This window comes from Ferrimonas balearica, from assembly GCF_019802085.1.
GTDB lineage: Bacteria > Pseudomonadota > Gammaproteobacteria > Enterobacterales > Shewanellaceae > Ferrimonas > Ferrimonas balearica_B.
On sequence record NZ_JAHVHV010000004.1, the window covers coordinates 284,385 to 302,693 of the forward strand.

The 18,309-nt window shown below is 61.6% G+C and carries 10 protein-coding genes and 1 tRNA gene; 5 read left to right on the forward strand and 6 right to left on the reverse strand.

Annotated features, from left to right (window positions below; all coding sequences use genetic code 11):
* Position 1: 1 nt before the first annotated feature.
* From KUV81_RS16380 to KUV81_RS16400, 5 genes are all read right to left on the reverse strand, one after another.
* Entirely contained in the window at positions 2-1,927 is a 1,926-nt protein-coding gene (locus KUV81_RS16380) for a DNA phosphorothioation system sulfurtransferase DndC (RefSeq protein WP_222544969.1), read from the reverse strand.
* Positions 1,920-3,029 (reverse strand): DNA sulfur modification protein DndB, encoded by a 1,110-nt coding sequence (gene dndB / locus KUV81_RS16385; protein WP_222544970.1) that lies wholly within the window; start codon positions 3,027-3,029, stop codon positions 1,920-1,922. Before dndB ends, KUV81_RS16380 begins: the two co-directional genes overlap by 8 nt.
* Positions 3,030-3,204: 175 nt before the next feature.
* The gene (locus KUV81_RS16390; protein ID WP_222544971.1) at positions 3,205-5,226 is read right to left on the reverse strand and encodes a DNA phosphorothioation-associated putative methyltransferase; all 2,022 of its coding nucleotides are present in this window, start codon (positions 5,224-5,226) and stop codon (positions 3,205-3,207) included.
* Positions 5,227-5,745 carry a hypothetical protein gene (locus tag KUV81_RS16395; protein ID WP_222544972.1) on the reverse strand — a complete coding sequence of 173 codons (519 nt, stop codon included), beginning with the start codon at positions 5,743-5,745 and terminating at the stop codon, positions 5,227-5,229.
* Positions 5,746-5,898: 153 nt separating this feature from the next.
* A tRNA-Ile gene (locus tag KUV81_RS16400) sits at positions 5,899-5,975 on the reverse strand.
* Positions 5,976-6,181: 206 nt separating this feature from the next.
* Here KUV81_RS16400 and KUV81_RS16405 point away from each other — a divergent pair.
* Positions 6,182-6,808 (forward strand): peroxiredoxin-like family protein, encoded by a 627-nt coding sequence (locus KUV81_RS16405; RefSeq protein WP_222544973.1) that lies wholly within the window; start codon positions 6,182-6,184, stop codon positions 6,806-6,808.
* A 40-nt stretch (positions 6,809-6,848) separates the two neighbouring features.
* Positions 6,849-7,277, forward strand: a complete 429-nt coding sequence (locus tag KUV81_RS16410) for a VOC family protein (RefSeq protein ID WP_222544974.1) — start codon at positions 6,849-6,851, stop codon at positions 7,275-7,277.
* A gap of 3 nt (positions 7,278-7,280) precedes the next feature.
* On the opposite strand, the gene KUV81_RS16415 is transcribed toward KUV81_RS16410, so the two are convergent.
* On the reverse strand, positions 7,281-9,335 hold the full coding sequence (locus KUV81_RS16415; protein ID WP_222544975.1) for a winged helix-turn-helix domain-containing protein: 2,055 nt from the start codon (positions 9,333-9,335) through the stop codon (positions 7,281-7,283).
* Positions 9,336-9,668: 333 nt separating this feature from the next.
* Here KUV81_RS16415 and KUV81_RS16420 point away from each other — a divergent pair, with 333 nt between their 5' ends.
* From KUV81_RS16420 to KUV81_RS16430, 3 genes are all read left to right on the forward strand, one after another.
* On the forward strand, positions 9,669-13,256 hold the full coding sequence (locus KUV81_RS16420) for a S8 family serine peptidase (RefSeq protein WP_222544976.1): 3,588 nt from the start codon (positions 9,669-9,671) through the stop codon (positions 13,254-13,256).
* 90 nt (positions 13,257-13,346) lie between these two features.
* Entirely contained in the window at positions 13,347-17,165 is a 3,819-nt protein-coding gene (locus KUV81_RS16425) for a S8 family serine peptidase (RefSeq protein WP_222544977.1), read from the forward strand.
* 106 nt (positions 17,166-17,271) lie between these two features.
* Positions 17,272-18,213: a DUF2167 domain-containing protein gene (locus KUV81_RS16430; protein WP_222544978.1), complete on the forward strand. Its 942-nt coding sequence runs from the start codon at positions 17,272-17,274 to the stop codon at positions 18,211-18,213.
* Positions 18,214-18,309 lie beyond the last annotated feature (96 nt).

Consider the following 18,309-nt stretch of genomic DNA (forward strand, 5'->3'; position numbering starts at 1 on the left):
CTTACAGCTCCACCACTGCTTGCTTGTTCAGATCCGCAATGGCGTCTTCGTATTTCGCGATCTGTTCCTTGAACACATCGAATTCGGCTTTACCTTGCACCTGATTACTGCGGGCTTTGATCTGTTCTAAGCTGCCCCAGTCTTGGCGCAATAGAGTGCCTATCTTGTCAAAGATCCCAGTACGGCGGCTTAAGCCCTCCATGGAAACTTCCAAGTCGAGCAGCTTCTGCACCATCTCAGGCGCGACGCCAAACTCCTCTCCCAGCTCTTCCAGGATCTGAGCTTCCACCTCGCCAAAGGCGGTGTTGTCGTTCACCACCCAATCGAGGTCTTTGCCGTACACTTCGCGGTAGATCTTTGGCAAAGAGTCCGCCCAGTCCGGCTCGTTGGGGTCATTCAGCCACTCTTGGCGAATGGCATGGAGTTCGGGTTCGGTGACCAGCGTGACCTGATATCCGTCCTGATTAAACACCTTCTCCTGCTCAAGCAGCTCTTTGAGCCAGGCTTTGCGGTGCTTCAACCAGTAAGGCCCCGGGATATGACGAAACAGCTCCCAGACTTGCTTCTCGGCATTGCGCGTCAGCATAGCGATAACCGTATCGCCATCTTTCAGCTGTATCTGCTCTTCGCCTTCGGTCACAACCAACTGCTGTGCCGGCTGCAACTCGAGATAATCATTGTTTGCTCTACGTAGCAGCGTCTCGACCTGCTCCACAGAGCGGATCTCTTTGGGCAGTGCCTTACGCTGCTCGTGTACCTTACCGGTACGACGCTTAAAGTTGCGGTAGTAGTCTTTGTTCTTGGTCTCGTTGGTTTCAGCCAGTTTGTTGCGGAATGTCAGCAGAGGCTGCATCCACTCTTCGCCGTTCTGAATCAAGCTCTCCATGGCTCTGTCTTTGGTTACCACGGTGCAAGTCCAACAGCCAAAGCGGGAGTTACCACAGGAGGGCGTGCTGTCGTCGATCACCAAGGGGCATTCACCCTGATCCGAGGAGTCCTTGTAGAGGTTCCACAGGGTCAGATTCTTGGTACCCCAAGGGTTTTCCCACTCGAGATCATACTCATTCTTCCATTTCTTACCAATGCCCATCGGCGAGATGGTGACATCCAGGCTGCACTGGCGAATCACCTTCCAAACGTCATCCATGCTCCATGTATCGATGGGCGTGAAGATAAAGGCATTAGCCAGCGTGGTGTGCCGTGCCAGACGAGAGTTTTCAATCTTGTGCTTGGCAATCACTTGAGCACGAGAGGCACTTTCCTGGCTGCGTGAGCCAAGAACAACGATCACCTCTTCATGACGCGAGATCTTGTCTTTGATGAAGTCACTGACCGGGTCGATCTTCATCCGCTCGGTACACCAGCGGAAGCTTTGTGTTGGTGCCGGATAGCCCTTGCCCAGCAGACAAGACCAAAAGGTTTGATTCGGCTTGGGGAGCACTTTATGAGTCGTTAGCGGCAAGCCATCGCGCTTCGCTTGCCGACCAATGGCTTCCAGCGACTTATTGACGTGATCCACCACCAACGGCGTTTCAACCAGAGTATCGGACGCCACGACATAGACCGGCTTTGTCCGTTTGCTCTCGTCGAGTGCTAAAAGTGCTAGGTATACCAGGATCACCACAGCGGTAGAGTCTTTCCCTCCACTGTAGCCAATCACCCAGGGGCGGTTGTCTGCGTTGTAGACCGCTTGCACGTCATCGATAAAGTGACGCAGCGGGAACCCTTCGGCCTCACTCTCACGCAGAAGCTCTTTACAGAGTCCGTAGCTTGGGTGCTTTAACTCCCGATGCTGACGTTCAAACTTGTTGAGCGCTTCGACCAAGCCCTCATGGTTGCTAAATCGCTTAAAGCCCGCGAAGTATTCGTTTTGAATGTACGAGTACTGCTCTTCGTCCAGTGCATCGGCTTGAAATAACTCAGCCATGGAATGCCTCGCTGTTTGGAATGTGTTGATTCTCCAACGCTCGCTCTTCAGGCGACAGCGGGAGAGATAAAATCTGTTTCAAGGCATTGGTCGTCAATGCAATGTTGGTAGAGGCTTTGCTGAGCTTGCCATGCAGCATGCTGCGGTTAGCCCAAAGCGGGTTCGCCTTTCGCCAATCCACCTTTCGCAGCTCTTTAATCGTCTCTTGCCAGGTATCCGGTTGCGCGGTGATCAGCGCACAGCCCAATGCCCCTAAGGCATGGAGCCCCACCCCATGGGCGTGGATGTACTCTTGGCGAAGCTGATAGGGAGACAGCTCTTTGTTAAGCACCATCTGCCATTCTGGCGTCGCGGCAAAAACCGCTTGCCAATACTGCATGGCCAAGGCTTTCTCATCTTCGCTGTACGCTTCCTTCGCCCCTTTGCCTAACAACGCACGATTGGCTTGCTTGAGACTGCTTAGAGTGAACAGCTTGCCACTCTTGGAGCTGATACTGGACTTCTCCATCTCGGTGAACCCTTTGAAGGGTTTCACTTCTTGTGCCAGATGTCTGGCCAGCACCGAGCTCTCATCCCGATGGTCGTACAGCGCACCAAGCGAAGGGCTGGGCTTCACCGCATACTTGTTCAAGTCAGCAAACATTTGCTGACTGCGCTCCAGGCCTTCATCGACGAAAAACAGCACTGGAATGTTGTCATGACCCAGCTCTGGTTTCTCCCGCAGTGCGGCTTCGATGGCCGCTCGACGGTGCTGCCCATCGTTAATCAAGATCTGTGCATCCATAGGCACACGTAGCGTCCCCAGATTGGGGATTTCCCCCTGAGAAGCTTCTACAAAGTCCACGTTTGAGCCGACGGAGACCGTCAAGGCAGAGAACACGTAGTCTTTAGGGTTTTCGACCAGATAACGCACCATCTCAGGGATACGTGATTTGTTTAACGTACGCTGCGCTCGCAACTCAGGCGGCACTTCGTGCTCATCAAACATGAAGATCTTGGGGATCGTGCTCAGCGGGCACGTCGCAATGTAGAAAGGCTTACCCGCCTGTAGCCCTCTCACGGCTGGGAAGGAGTAGCAGTAACCGTCTTTGGCGCTGGTCATGATGGATGTCCGGGAAGCAAGTACGACCATGGTTATGGTACGTTATTATGATAACGTCAAGTGGCACAAGGTTACGTCATCAAATAACGTTAATCTCGGCATTTTACGTCTCTAGAAGGCGATGCGGAAGAGGGAGGTGATGCTGAACCGTAACTAGTTGATGTTAGGTAGTGCGTCACTCTCGTTCGAAGAATCGATAGCCTTTGACAACCTTACCCGCCTGCTGGAGCCGAAGCTGTAACTCCACAGCAGTGATGTTTTCCTCTCCAGCAACCGTGAGCAGCCCGAGCTCTCTGGCACGCTTATCAAATCCCTGTTGCTTGCTGTGATCCGCAAAGGAGTCGTCGGTTAGAGCAGACTTGTTCAACAGCGGCGGGCGTTTGCTCTCGTCCATGTAGTCAAAAAAATCCACCTCTTGCTCGGCCATTTTGATCTTCACACGCTCCCTCAAGCGCGGCAGCGGCGAAGTGCAGAATCCTTCGTACCCCATCAAGCTGACTTTGCCAGAAGTAATGTGCACCTTAACCAGGTCGATATCCTCCAGCTCACCATAGAGCTGTGTAGCTGCACCAACATAGATGCGCAGCAATGGCGGCAAGTCCGGGGCGAGGGATTTGTGAAGGATTAGCGAGTGGCCATCGTTCAGTATGCTTGCGGAGAGGTCTCGGTGTGCCTCCAAGCAGGCGGCTTCAATCAATTCTGTATCGGCAATGGAATAGAGGGCCTCGGAGGCCTGGCCCTGGGCTTCTTTGTAGCTACCAAAGAAGGCTTTGATGTCTCGCTTTAGGTCCTCCGGCATGTGGACATAAGGCTTCCGTTTACCAAACAGGTTCAAGGCAAAGTACACCAGCAGATCATCGATTCGGCTCTGCTTGGCCAGCTTGAGCTCCTCTCCTCCAACAAGCCTTTCAATGATTGCGAGCGCCTTTCGATGTGAGCCGCAGAGCTTTCTGAGCTGTTCAGACTCTTCAAACTCATCGTTCGCCGGGAGGCGCCCGAGGGTAAGCACTTTAATCCAAAACGCATCGAACAGAGGCTTGTGAGTCGTCAGCAACAACCTGGCCTTATCCTCGTCATCCACTTTCGGCGCGGTGAGCTGCGTCCACTGATGCTTGCGCCGTTGTCGATGCTCGAGAAAACGCTGCTCCTCCACCTTATCGCGAAAGACATAGAAAACACCTGGGCCAACGGCAATGGCCGACTCATCCAAAGTCCGCTCAATGTAACTTTGCAGCTCCGCCTGGTTGTAGTACTTCTGAAAGGTGTTTCGAGAGGTAATCACGCCGTCTTTGTAGGGTCGAAATCGAGCAACAAACTCTTCGCTGGCAAGCATGGCTGAGACCACAAGCAGCTTTTCGGTCAACTCCCAGGCGCCGGCAACGGCTTCTATTCGCTCTACCGGGTCTTCAATCACGTTAATCACAAAGCCAATATTGACGATGTCAGATGCCACCTTGTCGCCTTCGGGCCGAAAGTTCGGGTCCCACCCCAACACATCCAGGCCATGGGCTTCGAGCTCTCGCATGTCATCACCACGCCCACAGCCGTAATCGAAGATCGAAAAATCCCCCGAGAGATAACCATGCCGAGCCAAAGCCTTCAGGGGAGTGGATAGCTCGTGACGGACAATGGCAGTCCTATGACGGTCAATGCCACTTTGCTCTGGGGCTTGAAAGCTTGAAGCCCGAAAAAGCCGCCCATCCACCAACTCATAGCCATGGCGCGCAATCAAGCGCTCCCATGATTGCTTAAATCCAATCATTCGACTGTTTTCATACAGGCCAGCCGCCTCTCCCTCCTGGGTGATTAGCTTGAAGCTCTCTATTTGAGGATGGTCCGGGCGAACCATGGTCTCCTTTCGGTGGAGGATGGGGGTATTCTCCTCCTGGTCATACTGGATCACCCGGTGAGTCAGCTTAGTGAGGTCGACGCTGATGCTCTGCGCCAAAGCCGGGTAGGCATCCTGTTCAAACCTAGGGTAGTGAAGTAGAGAAAGGCGAAACTCTTTTGAGCCCAGCTTGGCGATGTTCCAGTCAGAAAGGGGGATTTTTAAAGCCTTACCAACAGCCGAAACGAACTGAAAGAGTCCGGGGGAGTCCGTCTCCAGCGCTGACTTATGCAGATAGACCGAATCAGGCAAGACCTTACGATGAGGAAGGTGAGCAATGGCCTCTAGAAACTGGTGTTTATCGAGCATTCAGTTGCCCTCGAAGAACTCTAACCCGACCACTTTGGGCATACGCCGGCCTCGAATAGTTTGCATTAGAACGACTTGGCGCTTGTGTTCATCGCCATAGCTCACATGCAGTGGCCGCCCATCGCCGTAGAAATAGAGCCTGTCAAAGGGCAGCGAGGAGGCAATGAATCGAGCGGCAGGGCGGATATCATTACCTTGCTGCGGTAGCCAGATATCGCAGGCGGCGCCACCTCGCCGGCAAATACGTTTGCCTCTGCTGTTCAGTTCATGGGCCGCGTGCTGATCAATGTTCGGAGCCATGTGTCCAGGCGACCGCCCCTGAATGTAGCGAAGTAAATTGAAAGAAGTAAAACCATAGGTTATTTCGATAGTCCCGAAGCGCTCCTCAGTCGGCAGCAGAATGCTATCTGAAATTGCTCTGAGCGCATCCCAGCTTTCAGACTCTTTTGGGGAGTTGTCGATGTTTTTGCTTCCCGGGTGCCGGTCTCTATGCCAATCGATTAGGTTGCAAAGCTCCATACAATGTAACCACTCGTGATTTGCTCTAAAGATTACACGCTCACGAAGATAACAGGGAGAGAGGGCAAATACCTGGGCCGAATTAAAGCAAAAAGCCCCAATCCTTGATCGAAAGGATTGGGGCTTCTGACACTGCGTAAGCAGGGAAAAATATGGTGGCCCCTGAGGGACTTGAACCCGCGACCAAGCGATTATGAGTCGCCTGCTCTAACCAACTGAGCTAAGGGGCCTGATGTGTGTGGCACCGGGCGGTGCCGGTTTCGGAGCGGGCCGAAACGCATACGGCAGGCAGTATACTCAAGCCCCCCGTGACTGTCATCCGCCAGGTGTGCCCGGGGTTTTTCAACCGGTTAAAATGCCGCCATCGGGATGAAAGCGCTTGCTGGCCCTGCCGGTCTGTTAGGCCGTTCCCATTCCCACTCCAAGGATTGCCACAATGCAAAAACGGACTCTCAGCGGCGCCCTGCTGGCGCTGTGCCTTACCCTCGTTGCCCCTCTCGCCCAGGCGGAGATCGCCGCCAGCCCCGAACAGGTCAGCCCGCTGCTCAACGGCATGATGGTGCCCGACATTCAGGTGCAGAACAGCGACGGCCAGGCCCTGTCGCTCAACGCCCAGATGGCGGGCAAGCCCAGCCTGGTGCTCTTCTACCGCGGCGGCTGGTGCCCCTACTGCAACGCCCAGTTGGCGGGGCTGCAGGAGATAGAACAAGAGTTGGATAAGCTCGGCGTGCAGGTGCTGGCCCTCTCCCCCGAGCCGCCGGCCAAGCTCAAGGAGGGCGAAGGCAAGGGCCAGTACCAGCTGCTGTCCGATCGCGACCTGGAAGCCACCCTGGGGTTCGGCCTGGCCTACACCCTGGATGCGCCCACCGGCGCCCGCTACAAGGGCAAGATGGGCGATCGCCTCAAGCTGGATGAACAGGAGCGCGTCGTCCTGCCGGTGCCGGCGGCCTACCTTATCGACGCCGAGGGCCGGGTGCAGTTCTCCTACGTGAACCCCAGCTACCAGGTGCGGGTGCATCCCCAGCTGCTGCTCACCGCCGCGCGCTTGATGCTGGCGCCCTAAGGGGCTATCCCTTGGGAAGGCCTTTACCCCGGAGCCCCCGATGAGCCACTACAAACCCAGCGACGTCCCCACACTGATGCCCTACCTGATGGTCAAGGACGTCAGCCAGGCCCTGGACTTCTACCAGACCGCCTTCGGCTTTGAACGGGCCGGCGAGCCCATGGTGGAGGAGGGGGTGGTGCAGCACGCGGAGATGGTGTTCGACGACTGTCGCATCATGATGGGCCGCGAGGGGGCCTTCGGCAGCGAGGCCAAAAGCCCCGCCAGCAGCAACCTGGACCAGGGCATGGGCCTCTACCTCTATTGCCCCGATGTGGACGCTCACTTCGAGCAGGCACAGGAGGCGGGGGCCCGCATCATGCAGCCGGTGCAGGACATGTTCTGGGGCGATCGCATCTACACGGCGCTGGATTTGGACGGCTACCGATGGAGCTTCGCCACCCACCAGGGCCAGGACAGGGAGAGCTGAGCCCTAGAGGGCGGTGTTCTCCAGCGGGGCGATGGCCAGGATGTTGGCCTCGCGTCGCCCCAGCCGGGTCAGCATCAGCCGGCCCTGCTCATCCCGGGACAGACTGCGGTGAATTTTGATGCTGCCCCGTTCAAACCCCTGCACCACTTCCTGCCCCTCGGGCGTCCAGTGCACCAGTTCGTCCCGCTCGGCGCCTCGGCGCAGGTAGAGCAGCCCATCCTCCATCAACACCCAGTTGCCCCAATCGTCCGTCGCCAGCTCCTCGATAAGCTTGCGCGCCGGGGCCTCCTCCTCCTTCACCCAGAGGCCGGACTCGTTGGGCCGGGTGAAGAACAGCCGGCCGAGGCGGTCAGTGCGGGCGAAGACGCCCCCCTGCTCGGTGCGCTGGGTCAGCTGGCCGGATTTGAGATCCAGCTGCCAGATCTGCCAGCTGCCGCCGCGGTTGCTGGACATCACCAGGCTCAGGCCGTCGGCGCTCCACTGGGGGTTGCGGTAGAGGTGGTCGTCCTGCAGCAGAATCTGCCGCTGGTTCTGGGCCAGGTCGAAGCGCACCAGGCTGGTGGTTTTGCCCTCCATCGACAACGCCGCCACCAGCTGGCGCCCATCCAGTGACCAGGCCGGCAGGTCCGGCAGCCCCTCCTTGCGGGTCAGCGCCCGGGCGCCCTTGCCGTCGCGCTGGGCGGTCCAGAGCTCAAACTGGCCGCTGCGGTTGGAGAGAAAAGCCATGGACTCGCCGTCGGGGGCTAGGGTGGCGTAGAGATCCCGCCCGGCGGACTCGATGTTGGTGTGGGCCTCGCCGTGCCAGCTTTGCAGGTACTCCAGCGAAGCGTGACGCACATAAGCGTAATGGTCGGGCTCGGCCAGGGCCTCGATGTTAAAGGGGGTGAGATCACGCACCATGGGGTGCAGGCTGCCGCTGGCTCGGTCCAGCCGCCACAGGCTGTGGCCGCCATCGCGCATGGAGTTAAACACCAGGGCCCGGTCGTCCCGGCTCCAGGTCAGGCCGTGGATGGAGGCCCTATCGTCGGTCAGCTGCTGCTCCTTGCCCGCCAAATCCACGGTGTAGAGCTCGGCCTGGTAGGCCCCGCTGTAGCGAATAAAGGCCAGTTCATCGTCACCGTGGGCCCAGGCCAGCTGGTTGTCCCCCTGCCCTTTCGCCGGCTGGGTCAGCTGGCGCCGCTCGTTGGTGGTGAGGTCATAGAGAAACACCGCACTGTGCTCCTGTTGAGGCACCTTGTCGATCACCGCCAGATACCGCCCGGAGGGCGACCAGTCCAGCGCCTTGTGGAAGCGCTCCTGCACGCAGGTGGTGACTCGGTGTTCGTCCAGGGTGTCCAGGGTTTTGATCCAGACGTCGCACTGGCCGGTGTCCGCCACCCGTAGAAAGGCCAGCCGGGTGCCGTCCGGCGACCAGCTGGGGCTGGACTCGGTGTTGCGGCTGAAACTCACCTGCCGCAGCGGCGCTTCGGGCTGCTTCAAGTCCTGGATAAAGATGCGCGCCGGCTCATTGTGCCGCTCCCACATAAAGGCCAGGTAACGGCCATCCGGGGAGAGTGCCGGGTTCTCCTCCACCCCCTCCAGGTAGGTCAGGGGGGTGGGTTTGCCATAACTCAGCGGGGCCGGGGCGGGCTTGGGCCAGCTCCAGGAGAGCCCCACCAACAGCGCCACCACCAGCGCCGAGGCCAGCAGCCAGGGCTGGGCCCGACGAGACGCCGGGGCGGCGAGTTCAATGGGTTCTGGGGTCAGTTCGGTGACGGGCAACAGCAGCTGGTAGCCGGTCTTGGCGATGGTGCGGATCACCTCGTCGTCGCCCTGGGCCAGCAGCTTGCGCAGCTGATAGATGGCGTTGGTGATCCCCCGGTTGCCCACCGCGGCATTGCCGTCCCACACCGCCTCAATAAGGGTGTCGCGACTGACGGTATGGCCCGGGGATTCGAGCAGGTGCATCAGCACCTCAAACACCTTACGCGGCAGGGTTTCCTCCTGCTGCGCCCGGCTCAATCTCAGCTCGGAAGGGATGACGTGCCAGCCGCTTACCTGATACTCCGTGGTGCCCATCGTCCCTGCGTCCTTATTCCGTATTTCTTATTGTTATGCATGTCACGAATACCATATTTCCTACGGTTCATGTCAACCCTGGCGCCCCGGCCTGTTACACGCCTGTCGGGAAATGACACAAAGCATTAACACGCAAATCGTTGATAAAAAAGGAAATGATAAAAAAATGACAATAACAGGAGAGGAAGCTGACCCCAGTTGGCTTCCCTGAGGATCCCCCCCTTGGGTATCAACAGAGGTGACCGGACACACACCGGTCCCGACGGCAAACGCAAAGGCGCGCCCATAACAACAATAGCGCCAACGGAAGCAAACCCGATAAGGAACCAAGGGATGAATCAGAACCGCTTTAACCTCACCCGCCTGGCACTCTGTGTCAGCCTGGCCATCGCCCCCGCGGCGGTGATGGCCTCTCCGCAAACCGACGCCAAGTTGCAGCAGGTGTCCGCCGAGCAGCAGCAACAGCTGGACCAGTACGTCGTCGTACTGCGCACCAAGGGCGCCTGGCACGCCGGTGGCAGCCTGACTCAGGCCCAGGCCGCCCAGGACCGCCTGCTGGCCCACGCCCGTACCCTGGACGGGGCGGTGCAAGTGATGGCCAGCAGCATGAAGCTGACCAACTCCATGCACCTGCGCCTCTCCGCCGAGGCCGCCAAGGCACTGGAAGTGCACCCCGAGGTGAGCGGGATCTACGCCTACCAGCCCCGTTTCGAGCCCCAGGCCAACGCCCAGCTGATGGCCCGCAGCCAGAACCTGGACACCGCGGTTAAGGCCTTCAGCTCCGAAGCCCCGGCCCTGAGTGCCGATGAGGCCGCCGGCGCCGGCATCAAGGTGGCCATCCTCTCCACCGGCATCGACTACACCCACGTTGGCCTGGGCGGCGACGGCAGCGCCGAGAGCTTCGAAAGCGCCACCGCCAACGCCATGACCGAGTTCGACGGCTTCCCCACCGAAGTGGTGGTCTCCGGCCACGACTTCTCCTCCGAAGCCGGTTGGGGGGAGGATCTCAACCCCATCGATAACGCCGACCCGTACGAGCACTGGAGCGGTTGGGTGTTCCCCACCGGTCGCGGTACCGCCCTGGCCTCCGTGGTGCACGGCCTGGCCCCGGGTGCCGAGCTGATGGCCTACAAGATGGCTGGCGTGTCCGACCCCTGGGGTTCCGGCCTGCAGATGTCCCTGCCCTCCCGCACCTCCATGGCCGCCGCCATGGAACACGCTGTGGAAGCGGGCGCCGACATCATCATGGTGGATCACAACATCTACGGTGCGCACTTCGCCGCCTACAACGATCCCCGCGACGCCCAGGGCTCGGCGCTGGTGCTGGACATCGAGATGGTCAAAGCCGCCTCCTCCAAGGGCGTGCTGGTGGTGACCACCGCCGGCAGCTTTGGTGAGTTCCCCTCCAAGTACAACGTGGCCTGGATGGCCGCTGCCGACGACTCCCTGGCGGTCGGTGGCGTGGAAGCCGCCGGTGAAGGCGCCTTCACCACCGCCCCCTGGACCCCGCACGGCCCGGTGCGTGGCACCCAGACCATCAAGCCTGACCTGGTCAGCTACGCCTCCGACATCAGCGTGGCCACCGTGGGCAGCGGTGACGGCACCGAGATGCTGAGCCACCCGGATCTCTCCGTGGCCCGCGTTGCCGCGGCCGCCGCCATCCTCAAAAGCGCCCGCCCCGGCCTCTCCAACCTGGAGGTCAAGGCCCTGCTGACCAACACAGCCAACCACATGGTGCAGCGCGGCGACAGCGGTCAGAACGCCTCCGTCACCCAGATTGGCGGTGGTGTGGAGAACCTCGACGGCGCCCTGGCCTCTCCGGTGGCCGCCTGGGAGAAGGACAGCTACCAGCCGCACCTCAAGTTCGGTCACCAGGAGGTGAACGGCACCGCGCGTCTGGTCAAAGAGATCTCCCTGCGCAACTACTCCGACGAAGCCCAGACCTACACCCTGAGTGTTGCGGCCAACGAAGGCCGTGATGGCAATGCCGCCATCCAGTGGACCTTCCCCGAGTCGGTTACCGTACCGGCCAACGCCACCCTCACCGTCCCGGTGATCCTGGAGATCGACAGCGCCAGCCTGCCGGCCTGGGCGCTGACCAAGACCGGCGACTTCGGTCTCGAGAACTGGGAGAAGATGGAGCTTAACGGCTACCTGATGCTGGACGCCGACGAGCAGCCGACCCTGAGCGTGGGCTGGTCCGTCTTCCCCCGCGCCAAGGCCGACATCCGTCGCAACTTCGAAACCTTTGAGGAGTACTTCGAAAGCGACCACCCTTTGGCCTGGGCCGACTACACCGAGGGGCGCAAGCAGTCGTTCACCAACACCGGTGATCAGACCCTCAATGTAGCGGCCCTGCCCATCCTGCACTCCGCCAAAATCCGCCCCGAGGGCAAGGAAGACACCAACAACCTGCTCAAGCACGTGGCCGGTGGTGTGTTCGACGCCCCTCAGTGCACCAGTGGCAAGAAGATGATGCTGGGTGCCACCATGCACGCCCCCATGGACATCGCCGTCTCCAACCACATGGATAAGATTGGCGACGTGCTGTTCTACTTCGAGCTCTACACCCCGGAAGTGGTGGAGATGTACGAGATGGACAAGGGCGTCAGCTACAGCCCCTACCTGATGGACGAAGAGTGGATCGGCTACGGCTGGGTCACCCTGGACCTGGACGGCCAGCCCATCACCACCATCATCGATCTCAACAAGGAGTACGACTGGAGCAACCCCAGCGGTCGCTACACCACCTCAAAGCTGCCCGCCTACTTTACCCCCGGCAGCAGCAACGTGGTGGCCCAGTTCTGTCTGGAGGAGATGTTCCACCACGAGGTGGACAGCGTTGAGGACTTCGACCGCAACCTGGGCTTCATCGTCGCCACCGACCGCGACACCTTCCCCTACTTCGGCGACCCCATCGTTCGCTTCAACCCGGTGAAGTACGGCCGTGAAGTTGTCTCCACCTACTTCGACTGGTTCACCGGCCAAGAGGTTGAGCAGATCACCTACGGCACCGGCGAAGTGAAGCTCAACAGCCTCGACGCCGAGGGCGTAGAAGGCAACGAGTGGACCGAGATGATGGAGCTGGCCCCCGGGGAGAGCGCCATGCTCTACGCCCAGAAGGACGGCATGTGCGGCGGCGTGGGCATTGGCCCCGGTGACGGCTGCACCCCGTCCGACTTCCTGCTGATGAGCCTCAACAGCGACATGGCGATGTGGGCCGAGTCCCAGCCCACCATGGGTCTGGTGGCCAGCGTTAAAGAGGACCAGCACTTCAACGTGATGGAGAACAGCGAAGCGGGCACCGTCATCGGCAAGCTCGAGGCCGACAGCTACGGCTTCTTCGCCCTGGGCAGCTACGACGAAGAGGACTGGAGCCCCTTCGAATTCCAGCTGGGCAACGCCATCCCGGGCACCCCCATCGCCCTGGCCAAGGACGGCACCCTGACGGTCAACAACCCTGAGGCCCTGGACTACGAGAACCTCAAGTCCCTGACCCTGGTGGTGCAGACCCGTCAAGGCAACTCCATGACCCCCGGCGTGGACGTGACCATCGACATCCTCAACGCCAACGACATCGCCCCGGTGCAGCACGGCGCCCTGCCGAGCATCAGCGTGATGGAAGGCGACATGGTGGAGCTGTCCCTGGCGGGGATCTTCAGCGACGCCGAGGGTGACATGGTGACCCTGTCCGTCACCGGCCTGCCCGAGGGGCTGATGTTCAGCGCCGAGACCCTGATGATCTCCGGCACCGCCGAGGAAGCGGGGAACTTCAGCGCCACCGTGACCGCCAGCGACGGCGTGAACGAGGTCAGTGCCACCATGAGCGTGGCGGTGGAAGCCCAGCCGGAAGACGACAGTGGCAGCCTGGGCTTCGGCCTGCCGCTGCTGGCCTGGCTGATGCTGCGTCGCCGTAAGTAAGGCGCTTACCAAGGGGTGCCGGATACACCCTGGTTAATCCCTCTACCGGCACCCCCTTTTTCTTTCTACATAACGAGAAGGAGTCACGTTGTGTTCAGACTCACCCTTTTGGCCTCCCTGGTCGCCTCCGCGGCGGTGACGGCCGGTGACAGCGCCCTCCCCTACCAGGCTCGACCGGAGCCGGTACTGCCCGCCGTGGCCCTGAAGGCCCAACAGCGGGACATCAGCGATCTCTACTTTATCCATTTCAAAGGCGAGCCCCTGGCCGTGGCCGCCCAATCCCTGCAGAGCGTGGGGATCCAATCCATGAATCAGGTGGGTGGCCGCCTTAATGTGAAGGCCCCCGCCAGCCAGCAATACCTGGCTCGTCTGGCCCAGGACCGCGCCAGCGTCCGCCAGCAGCTGAACCACACCCTGGGCCGCGCCCTGGAGTTTGAAAACGAGTACGGCACCGTGCTCAACGCCGCCACCGTGCGCCTGAGCGACGCCGAGGCCGCCCTGTTGGCCGGCCACAAGGACGTCGCCCTGGTGGATAAGGTCACCCTGCACCAGCTGCACACCGATGCCGGCCCGGAGTTCATCGGCGCCGACCGCATCTGGGCCGGCCTGGGCAGCGACCTGCCGAGCAAGGGCGAAGGCGTGGTTGTCGGCATCATCGATACCGGCATCGACGCCGATCACCCCTCCTTTACCGCGCTGGCCAGCGACGGCTACATGCACGAGAACCCCCTGGGAGACGGCGTCTACCTGGGTGACTGCCTGGAGCACGACTGGATCTGTAACGACAAGCTCATCGGCGTGGTGAGCTACCCGGAGATCCGCACCTGGTACCCGGCGGTACCGGTGGAGGGCTTCGAGCGCCCCGAGATCATCGAGACCGGCTGGGACATGCAGGGTCACGGCACCCACGTGGCCTCCACCGCCGCCGGTAACCCGCTGACCGACCTGCCGATCTACAACGTCATCGGCGATCTGGCCCAGTTCCGCATGCCCGCCATCAGCGGCGTGGCCCCGCGGGCCAACATCGTCTCCTACCAGGTCTGTCTGCCGGCCGGCTCCGAAGGGGGCTGTTTCCCGGATCTGACCATCCTGGCCCTGGAGCACGCCATCGAGAACGGCGTGGACGTCATCAACTACTCCGTGGGCGGCGGCGCCGACAGCCCCTGGCAGGCCACCGACTCCCTGGCCTTTTTGAACGCCCGTGTGGCCGGCATCCATGTGGCCACCTCCGCGGGCAACAGCGGCCCGGGCCCGGAAACCGTGGGCGCTCCCGGCAACTCCCCCTGGATCACCACAGTGGCGGCCTACACCCACGACCGCTCCTACACCGTCAAGCAGCTGACCGGCTTCACCGGCGGTGACACCACCCTGTCCGCCCTGGACGGCAAGGGCGCCACCCAGGGCTACACCGGTGCCATCGTCGACGCCAACGCCTTCGGTGACGGCAACTGCAACAGCCCCTTCGCCGAGAACACCTTCGACGGTGAGATCGTGGTGTGTCGTCGCGGCGACATCGCCCGGGTGGAGAAGGGCGCCAACGTGCTGGCCGGCGGTGCCGGAGGCCTGGTGCTGGTCAACGTGGCCGGCGGTGCCGAGAACGTCGAGCCCGACCTGCACGCCCTGCCCGCCATTCAGCTCAACGCCACCGACGGCGAAGCCCTGCTGACCTGGCTGGCCAGCGGTGAGGGCCACCAGGCCACCATCGAGGCGGCCGAGATGGTGCGGGATCCGGAGCTGGGTGATGTCGCCGGGGACTTCACCTCCCGTGGCCCCAACTACCCCTTCCCCACCAGCCTGGCCCCGGACCTGGCGGCTCCCGGCGTGGACATCATGGCGGCCCACACCACCGAGTGGCCCTTCGTGGAGACCACTCCGCCGGAGTACACCTTCATGAGCGGCACCTCCATGGCCAGCCCTCATGTGGCCGGTGCCCTGGCCCTGATGACCGCCCTGCGCCCGGACTGGACCCCGGCCCAGGTGCAGTCGGCCCTGATGAGCACCGCCAACTCCGTCACCTACACCGATGACGACTACGACGGCGTCAAAACCCGCTCCACCCCCTTCGATGCCGGTACCGGCAGCATCCGGGTGGCCGAGGCGGTGCAGGCCGGCCTGCTGATGGACATCAGCGAAGCCGAGTACCTGGCGGCCGATCCGGCCGAGGGCGGCGATCCGGCGGATCTCAACCTGCCCTCCCTGGTGGCCGTGGACTGCGTGGTCTCCTGCAGCTGGACCCGCACCGTGACCGCCACCGAGGACGGCAGCTGGACCACGGCGATGGACTACCAGACCGAGGGCTTCGACATGGCGGTCTCCCCCGCCAGCTTCAGCCTGAGCGCCGGCGAGTCCCAGGAGCTGACCCTGACCGCCACCGCCAACGACGCGCTGGCCTCCGACTGGGTGTTCGGCCGGGTACAGCTCAGCAGCAGCGGCCTGCCGATGCAGCACCTGACCGCGGCGATCAACTTCACCGGCGGCAGCGCCCCGGTGCCGGACCCGGACAGCCGTGGCCCGGTGATCACCGCCCATCGGGACGCCGACAGCTACCGCATGGACGGTTTCGTCACCATCGGCAGCGACAACCTGCAGCTGACCCCCTACGGCATCACCAAGGTGGGGATGCACCAGGCCGAACTGCTGGGCGATGAGAACCCCACCGACTCCAATATCGGCGAGGACAACTACCACGCGGTGCCCATCAGCACCAACGCCGACACCCGGCTGCTGTCCGCCTGGATCACCGAGGCCGACGCCCCGGACCTGGATCTCTACATCGTTCGCGACACCGACCTGGACGGGAAGGCCTCCTACATCGAGCTGTTCTACGCCAGCTGCATCAGCGGCCGCGTCGACAGCCAGGAGTCCTGCGTCATCGACAACCCGCAGCCCGGCAGCTACCTGGTGGTGGTGCACAACTTTGCCGGCACCGCGCCCGATGCCTGGGACAGCCACACCGTGGCCATCGGCAAGGTGGACAAGGCCGAGGGCAACTTCAGCGTGACCGCCCCGGACAGCGTGGAGCCCAACGAAACCTTCGCCGTGGACCTGCACTGGGACCAGCCGATGGAAGAGGGGGACGTCTACTACGGCGCCTTCACCCTGGGCACCCATCCGGACCTGCCGGACAACGTGGGCCTGGTGCAGTTTGAACTGCATCGCGGCGCCGACGACGTCAGCCTGTCGGTGGACCGTACCGAGGCCAAGGCCGGTGAGGTGCTGAGCTACAGCATCGAACTGATGGCCAACCAAGGCGCTGCGGATCGCACCTACAGCCTCTCTACGGCCCTGCCGGAAGGGTTCAGCGTGCACAGCGCCGAGGGCGGCGAGGTGGACGGCAGCCAGGTGAGCTGGACCCTGGTCCAGGCCGCCGGTGGCGAAAGCCAGTCCCTGGTGCTGGAGGTGAGCACCGAGGCGGTGGTCAACGACAGTGAGCTGGCCCTGAGCCTGAGCCACGAGGTGGACACCGCTGAGGGCAAGGTGCTGACCGCGATCGCCGAGACCGTGATGGTCGCCGGCCGCCCCATGGCGATGATCAACGGCGAGGCCGAGCTGACCCTCGAGGTGCAAAGCCCCGCCAGCGTCGAGCTGAGCGCCGATGGCAGCCAGGGCGGCGAAGGGGAGACCCTGAGCTACCAGTGGGAGCAGCTCTCCGGCCCCACCCTGACCCTCAGTGGCAGCGACACCATGACCTTGAGCGTCGAGGTGCCCAGCCTGTCCAGCGACCAGGTGGCGGAGATCGCCCTGGTGGTGACCACCGAATCCGGCACCAGTCTGCCGGTGGTGGCCACCCTCAACCTGGCCGCCGAAGCCACGGTCACCCCGCCCAGCGGCGGTGACAGCGACAGTGGCGGCAGCCTGGGCTGGTTCGCCCTGCTCCTGCTGGCCGGTGCCCTGGGCCGACGCCGCTAAACAACAACAGGTTCCAACCATGTCTTAGCGCCCTTCGGGGCGCTTTTTTTATTGATAAGTCATATCGATAGCGGCAAGTTAAGCCGAGTTATCAAGGAGGATAATCATGACCAAGTGGATCTCGGTGCTGCTGTGCACCGTCTCGTTCAACCTGGCGGCCAACCCCTGGCCCGTGTTGGAGCAACAGCTGGAAGACGCCCTCGCTCAGCCTCAATTGAGCGCCGAAGAGATCGCCAATATCCAGCACATCCGAACCACCCTCGCGCCGCTGTCGCCCCAGCAAGGTTCTGTCCAGATCGCCCAGGGCCGGGTGCAGCTGGAGGTGCCGGAGCAGTACTACTACTTCAGCCCGGACGATGCCGAAGCCATCCTGGTCGAGATCTGGGGCAACGTGCCCGGCACCGGTAGCGAGACCCTGGGCCTGTTGATGCCCGCGGATCTCGACCCACTGGAAGACGCCAGTTGGGCGGCCACCTTGTATTACGTACACGACGGACACGTAAAAGACGATGACGCCGCCAGCATCGATTACGACGAGTTGCTGGTGCAGATGAAAGAGGAAACCGCGCAAAGCAGCCAACTTCGGGTTGAGCAGGGTTACGACGCGATGGAGCTGATCGGCTGGGCCACCCGCCCCTACTACGACGCCGAGTCTCGCAAACTGCATTGGGCCAAGGAACTGCAATTTGCCCGCAGTGAGGGGCGTACATTGAACTACGACATTCGGATTCTGGGCCGGGAGGGGTTCTTGCAGATGGGCTTTATCGCCACTATGGACCAGCTTGCCCAATTGCAAAGCGAGATCCCCGGCGTCCTCGCCCTGGCCAACTTCACCCCCAACAACCGCTACGCCGATTTTGATCCTGACCTCGATAACGTCGCGGCCTACGGCATCGGCGGGCTGATCGCCGGTAAGGCGCTGGCCAAGACTGGCGTGTTCGCCGCCATTCTGATGATTTTGAAGAAGTTCTGGTTTGTTATCGCTGCGGCGATCTGGGGCCTGTTCAAAGCCCTGGGGCGGGCACTCCGACCCAAAGGGGCAGAGTGAGGGGCTTTCGGTACTGACTGCGGCCGCGAAGCTCTGTGCCTCGGCCCACAAAAAAGGCCACCCCGTGGGGTGGCCTTTTCCTTAACGGCTGAACGT

Bases quoted from the DNA above. Each gene is read 5' to 3' on its own strand.
- KUV81_RS16380 (WP_222544969.1), bottom strand. From the start codon at position 1,927: ATGGCTGAGTTATTTCAAGCCGATGCACTGGACGAAGAGCAGTACTCG.
- KUV81_RS16405 (WP_222544973.1), top strand. From the start codon at position 6,182: ATGCAAAAACGGACTCTCAGCGGCGCCCTGCTGGCGCTGTGCCTTACC.
- KUV81_RS16390 (WP_222544971.1), bottom strand. From the start codon at position 5,226: ATGCTCGATAAACACCAGTTTCTAGAGGCCATTGCTCACCTTCCTCAT.
- KUV81_RS16430 (WP_222544978.1), top strand. From the start codon at position 17,272: ATGACCAAGTGGATCTCGGTGCTGCTGTGCACCGTCTCGTTCAACCTG.
- dndB (WP_222544970.1), bottom strand. From the start codon at position 3,029: ATGACCAGCGCCAAAGACGGTTACTGCTACTCCTTCCCAGCCGTGAGA.
- KUV81_RS16395 (WP_222544972.1), bottom strand. From the start codon at position 5,745: ATGGAGCTTTGCAACCTAATCGATTGGCATAGAGACCGGCACCCGGGA.
- KUV81_RS16410 (WP_222544974.1), top strand. From the start codon at position 6,849: ATGAGCCACTACAAACCCAGCGACGTCCCCACACTGATGCCCTACCTG.
- KUV81_RS16415 (WP_222544975.1), bottom strand. From the start codon at position 9,335: ATGGGCACCACGGAGTATCAGGTAAGCGGCTGGCACGTCATCCCTTCC.
- KUV81_RS16420 (WP_222544976.1), top strand. From the start codon at position 9,669: ATGAATCAGAACCGCTTTAACCTCACCCGCCTGGCACTCTGTGTCAGC.